Below are 16,609 nucleotides of genomic sequence, written 5' to 3'. Positions count from 1 at the left end.
CACGAGGGACGCCACCGATGTCGCTCATGTCGAAGGGAGGCGCGCGAGCCGCCTTGGGGTTGTTGCTCGCGCTGGGAAGTCTGCTCGCATCCGCGGCGGTGTGGCGTCAGCGGGGGACGTCCACGCCCTCACGGGGGGAGCCTCCCTTCGACCCGCTCGCGCAAGCCCTGGCGAGCGGGAGCACGGTGGCCAACCGCGAGGCTCCCATTCCGTCCATGTGCTACACGAAGACGGAGGGCGTCTCGAATCCGTGCTGGACGTGTCACACGGGCGGCGTCGGCTTCAATACGATGGACGACGAGTCGCTGCAGGCCGAGTACGCCTTCAGCGACGTCGGGTTGCTCAACCAGTGGAGCAACCTCTTCATGGACCGCTCGCGGGCGATGAAGGCCATCTCCGACGACGAGGTGCTGCGCTACATCCGCGAGGACAACTACGCGCCGCTGCGCGAGGCGTTGATGCGGCGGCCCGGCGGGTTCAAGGGCTGGGTGCCGGACCTGGACCTCTCGCGTGGGTTCGACGCGGAGGGGTTCGCCCAGGACGGCAGTGGCTGGAGGGCCGTGCGCTACAAGCCGTTCCTCGGGACGTTCTGGCCGACGAATGGCAGCACGGATGATGTGTTCATCCGGCTCCCGGAGGCGTTCCGTCGTGATGCGGGAGGACAGCCGTCGCGCGAGGTGTATCGGCTCAACCTTGCCATCCTGGAGGCGGCGATGACGGTGGACCCGGCGCTGCTGGACGCGGCGAAGTCACGACGCCGGGTGGAGCCGGTGGACGAGCGCGCGGGTGGGGTGGACCTGGATGGAGATGGAGTGCTGGCCCGGGGTGTGGAGGTGGTGCGCGGACTGCCGACCCACTACGCGGGGGCCGCTGCGAAAGTGAAGGTGCGGCGCGACTTCTACCCGCGCGGTGTCGAGTTCCTGCACACCGTGCGGTACGTGGACCCGGATGCGCCCGCGCTGTTGTCCACGCGGATGAAGGAGGTCCGCTACTCGCGCAAGGACGAGGAGTACGCCGGCGACCAGGTGATGGCGTTCTACGGCGCGGAGCAGGAGAAGAAGATGCGCAACCGGTTGCCCGCGTTCCCGGGCACGCCGGAGCTGGGCCTCATCAACGAGTTCGGCTGGAGACTGCAGGGCTTCATCGAGGATGCGAGGGGGCGGCTGCGCGTGCAGACGATGGAGGAGCACGTGTTCTGCATGGGCTGTCACACGAACCTGGGGGTGACGGTGGACCAGACCTTCGGCTTCCCGCGCAAGGTGCCGGGGAGGGAAGGCTGGCGGCACCAGGACCTGCGTGGCATCGCGGACGTGCCGCAGGCGGGGCACGCGAAGCCGGAGGTGCTCACGTACTTCGAGCGGGTGAAGGGCGGCGACGAGTTCCGGGCGAACGAGGAGCTGCTCGCGCGCTTCTTCGCGGACGGGAAGGTGGATGAGCCCTCCGTGCGTCGGGCCTCGGTGGGAGGGGACAAGGACCTGGCGTGGCTGCTGACGCCGTCGCGTGAGCGGGCGCTGGCGCTGGGGCGGGCGTACATGGCGCTGGTTCGCGAGCAGGGCTTCACGAAGGGGCGCGACACGTTGCTGGCGCCGCCGACGAACGTGCTGCCCTCGGTGGAGAACGGCTCCACGGGGCTCGAGGACGCGGGCCTCATCTTCGAGGACGGCCGGCTGCACCTGGCGTGGGAGTAAGTCGCGGGGCTCGTGGCCTCACGCGTGAGCGTCATCGGCGAAGGCGGGTGACGCTCACGCGGACGGAGGTCCTTCACCTCGGCGGAGCGTAGGGGCTCCATCGAGTTCGTGACCGCTGAACTCCGAAGACGCGCCGAGGCGCGAACACGCGCCGGTGCTACCGAGGGTCGAGCATCTGGTTTCAGGTGGTGACGCCTCGCGAGCGGCGTCGCCTTGTCGCGCTGCGACGCGCGGTCGCGGCTTTGGCGCGTCGGACTCCGTGTGTCCGCGCAGTCCCGCTGCTACTTCGCGGCGGGGCGCTCGGCGAGCTCGGTGGCACGCAGCAGCAACTGCTTCATCGTCACGGTGCCCAGGAACTGTCCCTGCGCATCCGTGACGACCACCGGCTCGTAGACCGCCTCCGGAGGCCGCGCCATCGCGAGCCCCACGAGCGCCGTCACCGCGACCTGGTCCTCGATGATGAGCGAGGGCGCATGCACCGCACTGCCGGGAACCCATGACGCGAGGTTCCGCCGCGTCACCAGCGCGCGGGGCCGTGCACCCTCGAGCACCACCACGTGGTCCGCCTGCGGCGCGTCGCGGAACACGTCGTTCACCGTGTCCACTGTCGCGGACACATCCACCGTCGCGCGCCGGATGACCAGTCCTCCGACCGTCGTGTCATCCGCGCGCTCACGCAGGAGCAGGGCGCGCATCGCCTCGCGCCGCCGCGACTCGAACGCCTCGGCCGGACGCATGGGGCTCGGCGTCGGACGCGCGAGCAGGTAGCCCTGCGCGTGACGGATGCCCAGCCGCAGCAGCACCGTCATCTCCTCCCACGTCTCCACGCCCTCGGCGATGAGGATGGCGTCCACGCTCGACGAGAAGTCCACCAGCGACTTCACCAGGTGCTGCCGGTACGCGTGCAGATGGATGTCCCGCACCAGCGCCTGGTCCAGCTTGATGAATCGCGGGACGCAGTGCACCAGCGTCACCAGCCCCGAGTGCCCCGCGCCGAAGTCATCCAGCGCGAGCCCGAAGCCCTGCGCCGCGCACTCCCGCGTCAGCCGCTGCAACAGCGCGCCATCCTCGATGACCGCCTTCTCGGTGATCTCCAGCACCAGATGCCGAGGCCCCAACCCATGCCGCTCCAACAGCGCCAGCGTCGAGCCATCCCCGAAGCGCGGGTCGCTCAACACATCCGGGCTCACGTTGAAGAAGAACGGCGCGCGCCGCTGGTCCTCCGGCAGCTTCGAGATGCAGCGCAGCGCCGACGTCCAGCACGCGCGCTCCAGCTCCCACGTGTAGCCGGAGACCCGCGCGTGCGTGAACAGCTCGTGCGGTGACTCGAGCGAGCCCTGTCCGCGCGACAGCACCTCGTACCCGATGACCTCTCCCGTGCGCAGATCCACGATGGGCTGGAACGCGGAGGTCACCCCAGGCTCGGTGCCGTTCCACAACCAGAGGGGAATCAGACCGGGCTGTCGGACGAGGGGGTGGGTCATGACGGGGCAAATGTTACCTGACGCTACCCACGTCTACAGTTCATGCCTGCGAACCACCACCACAACCACCACTCAGCGTGCGAGACAGCGCCCGTTCCCCCCTCTACCCGTGTCCGATATCCGGGAATTCCTCGCTCAGGACGTACGAATCCGAGCGGTTTGGGCCTCCGAAGGAGCCTCCTCCCCGACGGGTTGGACGGGTTCGGGGACATGCGCGAGGGTGGCCTGCGAGGCCACGGCGTCCAGTCCCTGCCCCTCTTCCCACTGCACGGAGGACAGCGCGCGGAAGCGTCGCGCGAGGGATGACAGCTCCGCGGCCTTGAGCTGCGCCTGTCCGCTGCGCAGCGACAACAGCGCCACGCGCGCGCGCTCCAGCAACGCCACTTCGGAGCGCAGCCTCGCGAGGATTCGCTCACGCCGCACCTTCAGCTCCCCCAGTCGCTCCACCTCCTCCGCGAGCGACGCGGCGGCCACCTCCAACTGCCTGCGGGCCACCGCGTCCGTGGTGGCTCGCGCGGCGCGCTCCAACTCCTCACGCTCGGCCCGCAGCTCCGCCTGCGCGCGCTCCTCGAGCTGAGACTCCACGCCCGCCCACTCGGAGGCCAGCTCCACCGCGTCGCGGGTGATGCGCGCCAGCGTGCGGGCCAGCTCCTCTCGCGCGGGCTCTCGCGGCAACAGCGCGAGCGACTGCCCGCACTGGCGATACAGCGCGAGCGCCCGCTCGCACTGCGTCCGGAAGTCCCCCGCGAGCCGAGGAATCAGCTCCTCCGCGCGCGCCTCCACCGGGTCCGCCGTGAGCGCCAGGTGCGCGGCCACCGAGCTCAGTCCCACGAAGAGCCCCAGGATGGCGCCCGTCGCCCCCGCCGCGAGCAGCGCGGGCGTGGCCAGGTCCGCCAGCCGCGCGGAGAACACCCGGGCAATCTCCGAGCCGGCGAGCGTGAGCCCCGCGCCCAACAGCGCCCCCAGGCCCAGGTGCACGAGGGTGGGGCGCGCCTCCGCCACCTGTCCCTCCACGCCCTTCTCGCTCAGCCGCGCACGCACCAGCAGCGAGCCCGCCGCCGCCGCGCTGCAGGCCACCGTCCACGCGGGCGCCATCCCCAGCCCATACGGCACCGACGTCAGCAACACGCCCAGTCCTCCCAACAGCACGCGGTCCCACTTGTCGCCCTGCGCGCACGCCAGCACCACGGCCGCCGGCACCAGCCACGCCAACGGCAACGGCACCCCCAGCCTCGCCGTGACGAGCTGCACCAGCCCCGCGCCCGCGCCCGCGGCCAGCGCCCTCGTCACGGTCCGCTCGAAGGCTTCGCGGTGGTGCAACTGCAAAATGGTGGCGTTCATCGACACTCCGAGCGTGGGGGCAGGGCAAGGGGCTCCCCCTTTCACGCACGGCCGAATTAAAAGGTCTGCCGCAATGAGAACCCCCCCGGTCCCCGTGGCGATGCGCGCGCTGGTCCTCCACGCCTATGACGGGCGCCCCGAGTCCCTCCAGGTCCAGACCCGCGCCGTGCCGCGTCCCACCGCGGGGCAGGTGCTGGTGCGCATGGCCGCCTCGCCCATCAACCCCGCGGACCTCCAGTTCGTGCGGGGCCAGTACGGCGTGCGCAACGCGCTGCCCGTGGTGCCGGGCTTCGAGGGCAGCGGCACCGTGGTGTCCGCGGGGAGCCTCGCGGGGCAGCTGCTGGTGGGGCGCCGCGTGGCGTGCGTGGCCCCGGTGGGCGGGGATGGCCTGTGGGCCGAGTACGCCGTGGTTCCGCTGCAGCAGTGCATCCCGCTGCGCGCCCACATCTCCGTGGAGCAGGGCGCCAGCCTCTTCGTCAACCCCTTCACCGCGTGGGTGCTGATGGAGCGCGCGAAGGAGGGCGGCCACGTGGCGCTCGCGCAGACGGGCGCGGCGAGCAGCGTGGGGCGGATGCTGGGCTCGCTGGCCCGTCGTCGGAACGTGGCCATGGTGCACGTGGTGCGGCGAAAGGAGCAGGTGGAGCTCCTTCGCGGCCTGGGCGTCGAGCACGTGCTGAGCAGCGACGAGCCCGAGTTCCAGGAGCGACTGCGGCTCATGTGTCACGAGCTCAAGGTGACGCTCGCCTTCGACGCGGTGGCGGGGCGACTGACGGGGCAACTGCTGAGCGCGTTGCCCGAGGGCGGGCACGTCACGGTGTACGGCGCGCTGTCGGAGCAGGAGTGCCGGTTCGACCCGGGCGACGTCATCTTCGGACGCAAGACGGTGGACGGCTTCGCGCTGTCGGAGTGGGCGCGCCGGGGCTTCGGCCGCGAGCAGCTCAAGGCGCTGATGGGCGTGCCCGCGCTGGTGGGCCGCGAGCTGGAGACGCCCGTGCGCGCGCGGCTGCCGCTCGAGTCCGCGGGCGAGGCGGTGAAGATTGCCTCCGCGGACATGACGTCCGGCAAGGTGCTCTTCATGCCCGCGCAGGGCTCGCTGACCTGACGAAGGCCCGCGCTCAGGCCTTGTCGCGCGAGATGGGGCCGACCTTGCCCTTGGTCACGCGCAGGTAGTCGGCCGGGGCCAGCACGAGCTGCGTGCCTCGCACGCCCGCGGAGACGGCCACCTCGTCGAACAGCTCCAGCGTCTCGTCGACGAAGACCGGGTAGTCCTTCTTGCCGCCGATGGCCGTACAGCCGCCGCGCACGTAGCCGGTGAGCGGCTGCAGCTCCTTGAGCGGCACCGTGTCCACCTTGCGGTCCCCGCTCAGCCGGGCCAGCGCCTTCAGGTCCAGCTCCGCGTTGCCGGGCACCACCGCCATCAACACGCCGGTGCGGTCTCCTCTCGCGACGAGCGTCTTGAAGACCTGCTCGGCGGGCATGCCCACCTTGGCGGCCACGGTCTCCGCGGAGAGGTCCTCCGGGTCGACCTCGTAGTCGCGCAGCGAGTACTTCACGCCCAGCGAGTCGAGCAGCCGGGCGGCGTTCGTCTTCATCGCGTCACACCCCGAGAACGGCGGCCGCGGCCTTCACCCGCGCGAGGGCATCCTCGGGCGTGGTGCCCACCGCGGACAGGTGCCCCATCTTGCGTCCCTTGCGCGCCTCGCGCTTGCCATACAGGTGCAGCCGCACGCCGGGCAGCGCCAGCGCGTCCTCGAAGCGCGGCCCGCCCTCGCGCAGCCACAGGTCGCCCAGCAGGTTGACGATGGCCGCCGGGCGCACCACCTCCACCGAGCCCAGGGGCAGGTTGCACGCCGCGCGCACCGCCTGCTCGAACTGCGAGGTGAGGCACGCGACCTCCGTGGAGTGGAAGCTGTTGTGCGGACGGGGCGCCAGCTCGTTGACGAGCACCGTGCCGTCGCGCAGCAGGAACAGCTCCAGCACCAACAGGCCCTCCACCTGCAGCGCGTCGGTGATGGCGCGCGCCAGCTCCGTGGCCTTCGCGGAGACCTTCTCCGGCAGGGGGCCCGGCAGCAGCGACCACGCGAGGATGCGCTCCTCGTGGTGGTTGAAGGCCGGCGGGTACACCGCGAGCTCGCCCTTGGGGCTGCGCGCCACCAGCACGGACAGCTCCGACTCCAATTCCAACGCGGCCTCGACGACGACGGAGCGCTCACCCAGCTCACGCCACGCGGAGGCGGCCTCACCCGCGGTCTTCACCTCCACCTGCCCGCGCCCGTCGTAGCCGCCCTCGCTGGACTTCACGAAGCACCGCCCGCCCAGCGCCTGGATGGCCTGGGCCAGCTCTTCGGCGGAGTGCGCCTCGCGCCACGGCCCCACGGGGAAGCCGCCCCTGGCGAGCCAGCCCTTCTGCCGGCCGCGGTGCTGGATGATGTTCAGCACGGACGCGCCCGGCCGCATGGGCGCATGGCGCGCCACCGCCTCCAGCGTGGCGAGCGGCACCTTCTCGATTTCGAGCGTCACCGTGTCGCAGCCCTTCGCCAGCTCCTCCGCGGCGGCGATGTCCCCGAAGGACGCGGTGAGGCAGCGGTCCACCACGGAGCGCGAGGGGCACGTCGGGTCCGGGTCCAACGCCTGCACCTGGAAGCCGAGCGTGCGCGCGGCCAGCGCCATCATCCGCCCCAGCTGCCCTCCGCCGAGGATGCCAATCGTCCCACCAGGGAGCACCACGCGCGGGCTCATGACAGCTCCCGGTGCGCGAGCACCTCGTCGGTGCGCGCCTTGCGCCACGCGGCCAGCCGCTCGCGCAGCTCCGGGTACTTCAGCGCCAGGATGGACGCGGCGTGCAGCGCGGCGTTGGCGGCGCCCGGCTTGCCGATGGCCTGCGTCCCCACCGGCACGCCCTTGGGCATCTGCACGATGGAGAGCAGCGCGTCGATGCCGTTGAGCAGCGTGGTGGGCATGGGCACGCCGATGACCGGCAGGAGCGTCTTCGCGGACACCATGCCCGGCAGGTGCGCCGCGCCCCCCGCGGCGGCGATGATGAGCGACAGCCCGCGTGACTCGGCCGTGGACGCGTACTCCATCATCCAGTCCGGCGTGCGGTGCGCGGAGACCACCCGCACCTCGTGCGGGATGCCCAGCTCCTTCAACACGTCGATGCCCGGCTGCAGGTACTCCAGGTCGCTTTTGCCGCCCATGATGACCCCGACCCAGGGGGTGTTGCCGCTCGCCATTCGGTCCACGCCTCCATGCGCTCTCCGGCCGAAGGCTGGAGGAACGCGGAGATAGGGCCGGGCGATTCCGACGGTCAACCTGGAACTGACCCGGCCACGCCCGTGCGCACGGTGGGTGCGCTCGCTCGCTTCGTTCCGTCCCAAGTCTCCGACTGGCCACCTGTAATACAGGTATGTCAGATTATTCTGATGAAAAGAGCCTTGCATCGCGTGGTGGTTCATCGAGCGTTCGCTCTCGGACTTCTCTGTGTCTGGCTGGGCCTGGGGTGTCAGGCGGGGAGTGGAGAACCCGAGCCGTCGGCGCCCGCGGAGCGCTCGGTGGGCTCGCCCCTGACCTCCGGGTTCACGAGCTTCCACGGCGTGGTCTTCAGCGCGAGTGGCCCCATCGCCGGGATGCACTGCCTGCGCATCGCCGCGACCTTCGACCCGCACGGCTGGGACGACAACTACCTGTGCTCTCCGACGGACCTCGGGTTCTTCTGGTACGACGGGGACACGACGTTCCCCTGGCCGGACCTGCGTTGCATCGAGATGACCGAGCGAGGGGACCCCGCTCTTTGGTTCGACAAGCGCCTGTGCGTCCCCCACGACTCGCCGCTCACCATGACCTGGTCGAGCACGGGGCCGCTGCCGGGCAAGGAGTGCATCCGCTTCCACGAGCCCGAGGACCCCTACGGGTGGAGCGACAACTACCTCTGCCTGGAGGCGCCGCTGGTGATGGCGTTCAGCGCGTCGGGCCCCATCGCGGGGATGAGCTGCACGTCGATGAACGAGCCGGCCGACGCCGCGGGAGGATGGACGGACAACCACCTGTGCACGAACAAGGACATCGGCCTGCGCTGGAGCATCAACGGCGAGCTGCCCGGCATGCGCTGCACCCAGATCCACGAGTCCGCGGAGCCGGCGTACAACGCGTGGCACGACAACTACCTGTGCGTGCCCCCGGAGGCGGAAGCGATGTTCTCCTATTCGTCGGCGGGCCCGCTGCCGGGGCGCCTGTGCACCCAGCTGCTGGAGGCGGACGACCCCTATACCTGGGACGACAACTACCTCTGCTACCACGAGGTGCCGGTGAACCTGGAGTTCTCCTCCGCGGGGCAGATGCCGGGGAAGGTCTGCACGGCGCTCACGGAGACGTCCGACGTGGCGGGCACGTGGCTCGACAACTACCTGTGCGCCCAGCGCGACGTCGGGATTCGCTGGAGCCTGGGCGGGCCCATCTCGGGCATGCGCTGCACGCGCATCTGGATGAACGGGGAGGGCGTGGCGACGGGGTGGAACGACAACTACCTCTGCCTGCCGCCGACCTCCGCCCTGAACTTCGTCTGGTCGCCGATGGGCCGCTGCGCCAACAAGATCTCCGTGCCCTTCGACGAGAGCGCGGACCCGCACGCCCACTGGATGGACTCGTACCTCTGCTACTGAGTCCATCGCCCTGAAGCGACGCACCCCGCCTCGCCACGTGTGCGCGGCGGGACGGGGTGGGGTGCTTGCCCGGGGGGCGATGCGTGGGCGCTTCAGTACGTGGAGCCCACCTTGCCGAAGCCCTTCAGGGCCTTCACCTTGGACTTCTTCACCGCCGAGCGCAGCTCCTCCTCGCTGCCGGCGCTGCTGTACTCGTCCAGCGTCGCCTGCTGCTCGGCCAGGTCCGCGGCCACCGCGGCGGGGCTGGCCACCGCGCCGGCCTCCTGCAGCATCACCTGGTTCTGCTGGATGTAGCCCTTGGCCTCCTCGCGGCGGCCGTCACGCAGGGCCTCGGCGGCCTTCTGGAGGTTCGCCGCGCTGCGTGCCCGCACCGCGTACACCGTGGCGTCCTTGTCCTGGCGCGCGAGGACCTCCTCCTGCCGGTCCGTCACCACCGCGGACAGCGCGGCGTTGTCCTCCACCGGGGCCTGGCGGATGAGGTCCGAGTAGCTCAGGGACACGTCCGTCACGCGCACGGTGCTGCCCACGGCCTGGCCCGTCGTCACCAGCCTGACGACGACGCGCTCCAGCTGGCCGGCGGAGAAGTCCGGCAGCGACACCGTCACCTGGTTGCCGGACTGCCGCGCGTTGTAGCCCATCACCTCGCCCAGCGACGTGCCGGACGGCAGCGTGAAGGTGAGCGTCACGCCGCGCGCCACCGTCGTGGAGGCCTGCTGCAAATCCTTCTGGAAGAGGGCGGCCAGCTGGCTTGCGTCCTCGAGGAAGCCGTACGCGCCCGCGCCGTACTCGGCGAAGGCCTGCATCAGGTCCTCGTTGAAGTCGGTGCCCACGCCGATGGCGCTCACCGTGATTCCGGACGCGCGCAGCTCCTGCACCTGGCGCTCGAGGCCCTCGTCGTCGGTGATTCCCTCCGTGGGCTGCCCGTCGCTCATCAGGATGAGGCGGTTGACGCGGAACGAGGACTGCGCGGTGGACAGCTGGAAGCGGCCCGCGGACAGGCCCGCGGCGATGTTGGTGCCGCCGTCATCCCAGATGCCGTCCACGTACTGGAGCATCCGCTCGCGCTGCGCGGGCGTGGCGAGCGCCGCCGGCAGGCTCTTCACGTCCGAGCCGTAGTGGACGATGGCCAGCCGGTCCTCCTCCCGCATCAGCCCGATGAGGTGCCGCGCGGCCTGCTTGGCCTGCGCCAGCTTGTAGCCGCTCATGGAGCCCGACCGGTCGATGACCAGCGCCAGGTTCACCGGGCTGCGCTTCGCCCCCGGCACCTCCGCGCCCATCAGGTCCACCGTGGCGAACAGCTCCGAGCTGCCCGCGGGGACGTACGGGTGCGACAGGCGGCTGGTCATCGTCAGCGAGCCGGGCGCGCCCGTCAGGGGAGGGGGCCTGGGCGGCGGCTCCACCACCACCACGGGCTGCGTCTTCGGAGCGCCCACCTGGGGAAGGCCCAACACCAGCGCGGTGAGGGCCAGGACTCCGGCCAGGGAGAGGAAGAGGACCGTTCGATTCATGTGGCAGGGCTCCTGGGCGTTGAGGACGCGGGCCCTGCCTTTACGAACCAGCGCGGGGAAAAGGTCTATCCCCCGCGCCGGAAAGTGTCACCCACCCTGCGAGGTGCCCAGGCGCCCGGCGCAGAAGAAGGGCGAGTTGTTCTCGCCGAAGGTGTTCCGATAGAAGTCCTCGTCCGCGGAGCGCAGCGCCTCCAGCGTCTCCTGGTCCAGCAGCAGCGAGCGGCACGTCATGCGCTTGGGGAGGTTGGGCTCCACGTCCGTGGTGTCCTTCACCTCACACGCGCTGGCGCTCGCCCCGTCGATGCAGGGCTTGCTGCAGTAGCCGCGCGCCGGCGCCGTCAGGTTCACTTCACCTTCCTCGGTGCGGGCTCGCGGGTACTCCTGATCCCGCACGCAGATGAGGTCCTCGCACTCCACGGAGCCGAAGGAGATGAAGTCCTGGCGATCCGCCACCTCGCTCTCCAGCACCGGCACCGCACCCGTCGGATACTCGGCCTCCTCCTGCGGCGTGGCCGCCTTGCGCACCAGGGTGCAGGGCTTGCCGATTTCGCTGCTGACCTTGCATCCCGCCAGCACGAACACGGTGGTCGCGAGGAACGCGGCTCGGACGGACATCTTCATGAGACCTCTTCAAAAGGGGGGAGGGGCGTGGAGGGGCCACGCTCAGCGCTCCCCAGGGTAGCACAGCACCTCCCCGTGCCAACGACCCTCGAGTCGCACTGTCCGCCCTGGAATTGTGCAGGAATACCGGAGAGATACAGGGCAGACAGGCATCACAAGGGCGGTTGCCGCTCGGGAATACGACCGATAGGATGGCGAAGCAGAAAGAGTCGCGCTGAACCCCCCGGTGGAGTCTTTCCCCCCCTCCCCCACGGAGCCCCCGGTTTGAATCGCCACACGTTGCTGCTCGCGCTGTGCCTGGTGCCTGGTCTGGCATCCGCGCAGAGCCAGGAGGGCATGGGACTCGACCTCACGGAAGAGACCCAGCCCAAGTCGGAAGAGTCCACCACGCCACCGCCGGCGGAGGAGGCCGCGCCCGCGAGCACGGCCACGCGCCCCGTCGAGGAGGAGGCTCCGCCTCCCGAGGCCTTGATGCCGCTGACGGACATCACCCAGGAGGACCGGGTGAAGAGCGTCCAGCGCAAGGTGTACCGGAAGAAGGGCCGGTTCGAGCTGACGCCGCTCATCAGCATCTCCGTCAACGATCCGTTCTACTCGAAGGTGGGCGCGTCGGTGCGAGGCGCGTACTACCTGGCGGACACGCTGGCCATCTCCGCGCGCGGCTCGGTGATGCAGGTGGTGCCGTCCGACGACGTGCGCACCGCCAAGCGCACCTTCAACAGCAAGATCTACAACTCGGTGCCCCAGTGGTCCGCCATGGGCGACGTGGAGTGGAGCCCGCTGTACGGCAAGGTGGCGTTCCTCAACTCCATTCTCCACTTCGACGGCTACCTGCTGGCGGGCGCGGGCGTGGTGAACACGGAGACCTCGTCGCTGCCGGGCCGCGGGCTCAACCCGGCCGCGGACCTGGGCCTGGGCATGCGCTTCGTCGCCCAGGACTGGATCGCGGTGAACGTGGCGCTCATCAACACCTCCTATGTGGATCAGCCCCTGGGCAGCGCCAAGGGCGCCGTGCAGAACGTCATGACCCTCAACGCCGGCATCTCGCTGTTCCTGCCCTTCCGTTCGACGGGGAGGGACGCGGAATGAAGCCCGTCTTCCGTTGGCTGCTCGCGCTGTGTCTGATGGCGCCGGTGCTCGCGCACGCGCAGGCCTCCGAGGAGGAGGAGGCCGGCGACGTGTCGGAAGTGGACAAGGACCGCCTGGGACCCCTGCGTGAGCGGGTGCGTCCGGTGTCCGGCCACGTGTTCCTGAAGAAGGGGCGCTTCGAGTTCAGCCCGTCCGCGACGCTGTCGCTGCGCGACGCCTTCTTCACCAAGTACATCTTCGGCGGCACGCTGACCTACCACCCCATGGAGACGCTCGGCGTCAGCCTGCGGCTGGGCTACGCGTTGACGTCGGTGGCGGGCGCGGCGCAGATCTGCACCTTCTCCGACGGCACGGACGGCTCCACGCGGGGCTGCTCGTCTCCGACGATGAAGGATCTGGACGGTCAGGCGCCCGGGCAGCTCAAGCTCATGGGGGGCGTGGACCTCCAGTGGGCGCCCATCTACGGCAAGCTGTCGCTGCTCGCCGAGAAGTTCGTCCACTTCGACCTCTACGGCGTCGTCGGCGCGTCCGTCGTCCAGTACCGGGGCCCGGACCTGGATGACACCACGGGCCTGCTGGCGAAGGACTACCTGACGCCCGGCGGCAACGTGGGCGTGGGCCTGCGCTTCTTCTTCAACCGCTGGGTGTCGCTGCGCACCGAGGTGCGCGACCTCATCTACGTCGAGAAGAGCCGCACCTCCGACAGCTACCTGCGCAACCAGCTGATGTTCGAGCTGGGTGTGTCCTTCTTCTTCCCCTCGTCCAACCCCGAGTCATGATGCGTTCCTTCAGGCTCATCCGTCTCGCCGTCCTCGGGCTCGCGCTCGCGTGGACGGCTCCATCCTACGCCCAGAGCTTCGAGGGTCTGGACCTGGGCGGTCAGTCCAAGTCCAAGAAGAAGAAGAAGGGCGCGACCTCGTCCAAGGGCTCCAAGTCCGCCAAGGGCAAGAAGAAGACCGGGCGCGGCAAGTCCGCTCCCGCGGTGGTGGAGGCTCCCGATGACGAGCCGATCCCCGCGCCCGCGGAGGCCGCTCCCTCAGCCGTCACGGCTCCGGCGGCGACGCCCGCCGCCACGACGCCCACGCCTCCGGCGCCCACGCCCGCGGCCCCGCCCGCGCAGGACAGCTCCGGCGGCTTCGGGCTGGACCTGACGCAGCAGGAGGCCCCCAAGACGCCCGCGCCCACCATGTCCTTCGACGCGGTGGACGTGTCGGGCAAGACGGCGGACCGTCAGCGCCTGGACGTGGCCGTCAGCCTCTTCAAGAACGACGAGTACGAGAAGGCCTCCATGGCGGCCCACGAGCTGCTGGCGGACCCGAAGCTGGCGGGTCTGCACACCGAGGCGCGCTACGTGCTGGCCAAGTCGCTCTACCGCATGGGCATGTACCACTCGTCGCTCGGCGAGTTCTCGAAGATCCTCTCGCTGGGGCCCTCGACCAAGTTCTTCAAGACGAGCCTGGAGTGGCTGTTCTTCATCAGCCGCAAGACGAAGAACGAGACCGTCATCCTCGATGAGATCGCCCGGCACGCGAACCAGGAGTTCCCGGAGAAGTACCGCAACGAGTTCCGGTACCTGCTGGCGCGCTACCACTTCGTGCGCGGCCGCGCGCTGGACCAGGTGGGCCAGACGGCGGACGCGGACAAGAGCTTCGCCGAGGTGAAGCGGCTGACGCTGCTCATCCCGAAGACGGACGTGTTCTATCCCCGCGCCCGCTACCTGGACGGCATCGCGTCGTTCCGCAACGGCAGCCGTCAGAAGGACGCGGCGTCCAAGCGCGGCAACGGGGAGATGCTCGCGTCGGTGGAGGCGATGAAGGAGGTGGTGCGCCTCACCCGCCCGGTGGCCGGCAAGTCCGCGGACCAGGCCAAGGCGGACAAGTCCCTGCGCGAGCTGGCGTTCATGCAGCTGGCCCGGACGCACTACGGCATGCAGCAGAACCGCTACGCGCTGTTCTACCTGGGCAAGGTGGAGCGCGGGAACACGCAGTGGCTGGAGTCGCTCTTCGAGTCGAGCTGGGCCAACTACCGCGTGGGCCAGTACGAGCAGGCGCTGGGCAACCTGATTACGTTGTCGTCGCCCTTCTTCCGCGAGGAGTACTTCCCGGAGGCGCTCATCCTCAAGGCGGTCATCTATTACGAGAACTGCCGCTACCGCGAGTCGAACATCATCCTCCAGGACTTCGAGCGCACGTACCTGCCGGTGCATGACCAGCTCGAGGGCCTGGTGAAGAAGGACATGGAGGCCTCGGCCTACTACTCGGTGCTGGCGGACGTGCAGAAGAAGAACAAGGAGGGGCTGGAGAAGAACGACACCGACCTCATCCTGGAGCGCATCCTCCGCCTGGCCCTCACGGACCAGGACCTGCGCAAGACGAACGACTCCATCCTCGAGCTGGAGGGGGAGATGGACGCCTTCGCCAGCCGCGGCGACACCTTCAAGTACTCCGAGCTGTCCAAGCAGCTGCTGGAGGAGCTGAAGGTGCAGCGCCTGAGCCTCATCTCCAAGGCCGGCATCATGGCCAAGGGCAAGCTGGAGACGGAGCTCGTGGCGCTCAAGCAGCTGCTCGCCAACGGCCTGCGCATCAAGTTCGAGACCACCACGAAGGAGAAGGAGTTCCTGGAGGAGCAGCTCAAGGCGGGCGGCCGCACGGCCATCGTCAAGAAGTACCGCTTCTCCGTGGCGGTGGCGGACGACCAGCTCTACTGGCCGTACGAGGGTGAGTACTGGCGCGACGAGCTGGGCACGTACCAGTACACGCTGACCAAGGGCTGCATCGACCGCGACTCGGCGAACCGCAACGTCCAGTCGGCGGAGGCCCAGTAGCGGGAGGCCCCGCGTCGAATCGTCGCGGGGGGCTCGCACGGAGCGCCTTTTCGACCGCCGGAGCGCTATCTTCCGCGCTCCGGCGGTTTTTCATTTCAGGCAAAGGGAGCTACGGGTGAGCCGGACGGCGTCACTGCGCGTCGTCTTCGGAATCGTGTCGCTGGACCTCATCGGGTTCGGCATCCTGATTCCGCAGCTGGGCGTGTACGGAGTGAAGTTCGGGGCGTCGCCGTTCACGGTGGGCCTGCTCATCTCCGTCTTCTCGTTGATGCAGCTCATCGCGGCGCCGGTGCTCGGGCGGCTGTCGGACAGGTACGGCCGCAGGCCCGTGCTCCTGGCCAGCCAGGTGGGCTCGCTCCTGGGCTACCTGCTGTTCGCCGTGGCGCACTCGCTGCCGCTGTTGTTCCTGGCGCGCGTCATCGACGGCATCTCCGGCGGCAACATCGCCACGGCGCAGGCGGTGGTGGCGGACATCACCAGGCCGGAGGAGCGGGCGCGCGGGATGGGCGTCATCGGCGCGGCCTTCGGGCTGGGCTTCGTGCTGGGGCCCGCGCTCGGGGGCTTTCTGGGCGCGTGGGGCGGCAACCTGGCCATCGGCCTGTTCGCCGCGGGGCTGGTGGCCGTGAACCTGGTCTGCACGTACCTGTTCCTGCCGGAGTCGCGCGCGCCGGGCGGGCCGGAGGGCCACGCGCGCACGCTCAAGGGCGTCTCCCAGGCGCTGCGGCTGCCCGTCGTCGCGAAGTGCCTGGTGCTGATGCTGCTGTTCACCACGGCCTTCGCCCAGATGGAGGGCACCTTCTCCGTCTACCTGCTGACGCGCTTCCTGTCCTCGGGGCCGGTGGCGCTGGAGGAGGGGGGGCTGTTCCTGCACGCGGTGCGCACGGACGCGGCGGTGCTGAGGGAGGCGAGCCTTCGCGCCGGCTGGCTCTTCGCCGTGGTGGGGATCCTGAGCGCGCTGGTGCAGGGCGGGGTGGTGCGCCGGCTGGTGGGCAAGGAGGGGGGCGGCTCCGGGCGGGAGGCGCGGGTGGCCCTGGCGGGCTTCGCGGTGACGGCGATGGGGCTGGCGCTGTTGCCGGTGGCGCCCACGTACGGGTGGCTGTTCCCCGTGATGGGGCTGTTGGCGGTGGGCTCGGCCCTGACGAACCCGTGCCTGTCCGCGCTGGTGTCGCTCCACGCGCCGGCGGACCGGCTGGGCGCGGCCCTGGGGGGCTTCCAGGCGGCGGGCTCGCTGGGGAGAATCGTGGGCCCGGCGCTGGGCGGGTGGCTCTTCACCCGTTTGGGGCCCGGGGCGCCGTACGGCACGGCGGCGGGAATGCTCGTCGTGGGGGCCCTGGTGGCCGCCTCGTTGGTGGGGCAGGCAAGAATGGCAGGCGCGAGGGCCCAACAAAGGTCGTAA

Annotated in this window: 14 protein-coding genes; 7 read left to right on the top strand and 7 right to left on the bottom strand. The window is 70.0% G+C overall.

The features are described 5' to 3' along the window. Positions 1 to 17: 17 nt before the first annotated feature. Positions 18 to 1,688: a hypothetical protein gene (locus OWM54_RS05430; protein WP_267696796.1), complete on the top strand. Its 1,671-nt coding sequence runs from the start codon at positions 18 to 20 to the stop codon at positions 1,686 to 1,688. A gap of 281 nt (positions 1,689 to 1,969) precedes the next feature. On the opposite strand, the gene OWM54_RS05425 is transcribed toward OWM54_RS05430, so the two are convergent. Then, the gene (locus OWM54_RS05425; protein WP_223783071.1) at positions 1,970 to 3,172 is read right to left on the bottom strand and encodes an EAL domain-containing protein; all 1,203 of its coding nucleotides are present in this window, start codon (positions 3,170 to 3,172) and stop codon (positions 1,970 to 1,972) included. Positions 3,173 to 3,307: 135 nt separating this feature from the next. Continuing rightward, positions 3,308 to 4,513 (bottom strand): hypothetical protein, encoded by a 1,206-nt coding sequence (locus OWM54_RS05420; protein WP_267696795.1) that lies wholly within the window; start codon positions 4,511 to 4,513, stop codon positions 3,308 to 3,310. 73 nt (positions 4,514 to 4,586) lie between these two features. On the opposite strand from OWM54_RS05420, the gene OWM54_RS05415 reads away from it, so the two are divergent. Beyond that, positions 4,587 to 5,615 (top strand): zinc-binding dehydrogenase, encoded by a 1,029-nt coding sequence (locus OWM54_RS05415; protein ID WP_174816724.1) that lies wholly within the window; start codon positions 4,587 to 4,589, stop codon positions 5,613 to 5,615. Between the two features lie 13 nt (positions 5,616 to 5,628). Here the strand turns inward: OWM54_RS05415 and ybaK are convergent, their stop codons facing one another. From ybaK to purE, 3 genes are read right to left on the bottom strand one after another with little or no spacing between them, the layout of a single operon-like run. Continuing rightward, positions 5,629 to 6,105 carry a Cys-tRNA(Pro) deacylase gene (gene ybaK / locus OWM54_RS05410; RefSeq protein WP_223746661.1) on the bottom strand — a complete coding sequence of 159 codons (477 nt, stop codon included), beginning with the start codon at positions 6,103 to 6,105 and terminating at the stop codon, positions 5,629 to 5,631. A 4-nt stretch (positions 6,106 to 6,109) separates the two neighbouring features. Continuing rightward, positions 6,110 to 7,252, bottom strand: coding sequence for a 5-(carboxyamino)imidazole ribonucleotide synthase (purK, locus tag OWM54_RS05405; protein WP_223783070.1), 1,143 nt, complete (start codon positions 7,250 to 7,252; stop codon positions 6,110 to 6,112). Continuing rightward, complete coding sequence (purE, locus tag OWM54_RS05400) at positions 7,249 to 7,746, bottom strand: 5-(carboxyamino)imidazole ribonucleotide mutase (protein ID WP_046712787.1); 498 nt, start codon at positions 7,744 to 7,746, stop codon at positions 7,249 to 7,251. The genes purK and purE overlap by 4 nt, the downstream gene beginning before the upstream one ends. Positions 7,747 to 7,956: 210 nt before the next feature. Here purE and OWM54_RS05395 point away from each other — a divergent pair, with 210 nt between their 5' ends. After that, the gene (locus tag OWM54_RS05395; RefSeq protein WP_267696794.1) at positions 7,957 to 9,171 is read left to right on the top strand and encodes a hypothetical protein; all 1,215 of its coding nucleotides are present in this window, start codon (positions 7,957 to 7,959) and stop codon (positions 9,169 to 9,171) included. Positions 9,172 to 9,263: 92 nt separating this feature from the next. On the opposite strand, the gene OWM54_RS05390 is transcribed toward OWM54_RS05395, so the two are convergent. Both OWM54_RS05390 and cglC read right to left on the bottom strand, forming a co-directional pair. Further along, the gene (locus OWM54_RS05390; RefSeq protein ID WP_223746664.1) at positions 9,264 to 10,679 is read right to left on the bottom strand and encodes a vWA domain-containing protein; all 1,416 of its coding nucleotides are present in this window, start codon (positions 10,677 to 10,679) and stop codon (positions 9,264 to 9,266) included. A gap of 87 nt (positions 10,680 to 10,766) precedes the next feature. After that, positions 10,767 to 11,300 (bottom strand): adventurous gliding motility lipoprotein CglC, encoded by a 534-nt coding sequence (gene cglC / locus OWM54_RS05385; RefSeq protein ID WP_141332137.1) that lies wholly within the window; start codon positions 11,298 to 11,300, stop codon positions 10,767 to 10,769. A 264-nt stretch (positions 11,301 to 11,564) separates the two neighbouring features. Between cglC and OWM54_RS05380 the strand changes: the two genes are divergently transcribed. The 4 genes from OWM54_RS05380 to OWM54_RS05365 all read left to right on the top strand — a co-directional run bounded on the left by OWM54_RS05380 (position 11,565) and on the right by OWM54_RS05365 (position 16,609). Then, positions 11,565 to 12,389, top strand: coding sequence for an outer membrane beta-barrel domain-containing protein (locus tag OWM54_RS05380; RefSeq protein WP_141333108.1), 825 nt, complete (start codon positions 11,565 to 11,567; stop codon positions 12,387 to 12,389). Further along, positions 12,386 to 13,168 (top strand): outer membrane beta-barrel domain-containing protein, encoded by a 783-nt coding sequence (locus tag OWM54_RS05375; RefSeq protein WP_267696793.1) that lies wholly within the window; start codon positions 12,386 to 12,388, stop codon positions 13,166 to 13,168. Before OWM54_RS05380 ends, OWM54_RS05375 begins: the two co-directional genes overlap by 4 nt. Continuing rightward, on the top strand, positions 13,165 to 15,213 hold the full coding sequence (gene gltC / locus OWM54_RS05370) for an adventurous gliding motility protein GltC (RefSeq protein WP_420715317.1): 2,049 nt from the start codon (positions 13,165 to 13,167) through the stop codon (positions 15,211 to 15,213). Before OWM54_RS05375 ends, gltC begins: the two co-directional genes overlap by 4 nt. A 115-nt stretch (positions 15,214 to 15,328) precedes the next feature. Then, complete coding sequence (locus OWM54_RS05365; protein WP_223746666.1) at positions 15,329 to 16,609, top strand: MFS transporter; 1,281 nt, start codon at positions 15,329 to 15,331, stop codon at positions 16,607 to 16,609.

It is taken from the genome of Myxococcus sp. MISCRS1, assembly GCF_026626605.1.
Classification (GTDB): Bacteria; Myxococcota; Myxococcia; order Myxococcales; family Myxococcaceae; genus Myxococcus; species Myxococcus fulvus.
The sequence above is the reverse complement of the archived record's forward strand: the minus strand, read 5'-3'. Positions and strand labels throughout refer to the sequence as shown.

Bases quoted from the DNA above. Each gene is read 5' to 3' on its own strand.
- OWM54_RS05415 (WP_174816724.1), top strand. From the start codon at position 4,587: ATGAGAACCCCCCCGGTCCCCGTGGCGATGCGCGCGCTGGTCCTCCAC.
- gltC (WP_420715317.1), top strand. From the start codon at position 13,165: ATGATGCGTTCCTTCAGGCTCATCCGTCTCGCCGTCCTCGGGCTCGCG.
- OWM54_RS05390 (WP_223746664.1), bottom strand. From the start codon at position 10,679: ATGAATCGAACGGTCCTCTTCCTCTCCCTGGCCGGAGTCCTGGCCCTC.
- OWM54_RS05420 (WP_267696795.1), bottom strand. From the start codon at position 4,513: ATGAACGCCACCATTTTGCAGTTGCACCACCGCGAAGCCTTCGAGCGG.
- cglC (WP_141332137.1), bottom strand. From the start codon at position 11,300: ATGAAGATGTCCGTCCGAGCCGCGTTCCTCGCGACCACCGTGTTCGTG.
- purE (WP_046712787.1), bottom strand. From the start codon at position 7,746: ATGGCGAGCGGCAACACCCCCTGGGTCGGGGTCATCATGGGCGGCAAA.
- purK (WP_223783070.1), bottom strand. From the start codon at position 7,252: ATGAGCCCGCGCGTGGTGCTCCCTGGTGGGACGATTGGCATCCTCGGC.
- ybaK (WP_223746661.1), bottom strand. From the start codon at position 6,105: ATGAAGACGAACGCCGCCCGGCTGCTCGACTCGCTGGGCGTGAAGTAC.
- OWM54_RS05375 (WP_267696793.1), top strand. From the start codon at position 12,386: ATGAAGCCCGTCTTCCGTTGGCTGCTCGCGCTGTGTCTGATGGCGCCG.
- OWM54_RS05425 (WP_223783071.1), bottom strand. From the start codon at position 3,172: ATGACCCACCCCCTCGTCCGACAGCCCGGTCTGATTCCCCTCTGGTTG.
- OWM54_RS05430 (WP_267696796.1), top strand. From the start codon at position 18: ATGTCGCTCATGTCGAAGGGAGGCGCGCGAGCCGCCTTGGGGTTGTTG.